The organism is Streptomyces sp. NPDC104096, from assembly GCF_055584385.1.
In genome coordinates, this window is the sequence record NZ_JBVJMD010000168.1 from 1 (window position 1) to 1163 (window position 1163).

Sequence of the window (1163 nt, forward strand, 5' to 3'; positions counted from 1 at the left end):
CTCTTCATAAGCTCACTGATTATCTTTATCGCATCGAAATTGATCCGTTAACTCATCATTGATTTTCGAATGGAAATCATATGCAGCAAAAACGATAATTAATGTGGGCAAGATCAAATTTCAAGCAAAAGCGCTTGCCAGACAATCACAGAGTCGATTAAATCCCATATATAACAATATGATAAAAACAAATAAGCGAATTTAATTTAGTTTTATCGTTGATTTCATTGAATGCCAGTTACTTTCGAACAAAAATCAATGCAGTTTATCCGTGGCTTTATCAATAATCGCGAGCTAAAATTCAACGCATCAATAAGGAGTTGCCGTAGCAAACCGCGCGGCGGGAACTGACAGGTACTGATAGGTGCAGGAGTCTTTCGATTGAAAAGCAAAAGCGAACAGCTGGCGGAAATGCAGCAACGGCGCGAAAAGATCCTCGACATGATCCGCGAAGACGGCTCGGCGACGGTCAAAATGCTTACCGATACCTTCAAGCTGACCGAGGCGACCATTCGTACCGATCTGCGCGTCCTGCAGCAGCAAGGCTATGTGCAGCGCTTCCACGGTGGTGCAACTCTGGTTGATGGCAAGCAAAATACTCATGCCATGCTGCTGGAACGCCAGGTTAACCTGACCGCCAAAGATCGCATCGGCAAGCTCGCCGCCGGTTTTATCGAGCCCGGCGACACCATCATTCTTGATTCGGGCACCACCACCACGGCTATCGCCAATCACCTGAATCACATAAAGAAACTGTCCGTTATCACCACCGGCGTCAATATTGCACTGCAGCTGGGCGGCGAACCGGGTGTGAATATTTTGCTGACCGGGGGCTCATTCAAATTCCCCACGCTCTCCACCTCCGGGGACAAAGCCGCCAGCTTCTTCGAAAACGTGCTGGCGCAAAAGCTGTTCCTCGCGACGGCCTGCATCTCGCCCCGCCACGGGCTCAGTTTCCCAAGCGAAACCGACATCAAACTGAAAATGGCGATGATCAATGCAGCCAACACGGTGTATGTGGTGGCCGACTCAAGCAAGATCGATAAGGTTTCAATGTTTGCGCTGCCTTGTGACTGGCAGCATATCGACTATTTGATTACCGACAACGGAATTGGCGATTCCGCACTGCAGGCATTTGAAAAGGTAGGCATTAAGGTCTTGGT

General features: G+C 48.8%; 1 protein-coding gene. It reads left to right on the plus strand.

What is annotated here, in order from left to right; all coding sequences use genetic code 11:
* Window positions 1-381: 381 nt before the first annotated feature.
* Window positions 382-1163: DeoR/GlpR family DNA-binding transcription regulator (locus ACZ60B_RS43035; protein ID WP_469397588.1), on the plus strand; the 782-nt coding region annotated here is incomplete at its 3' end.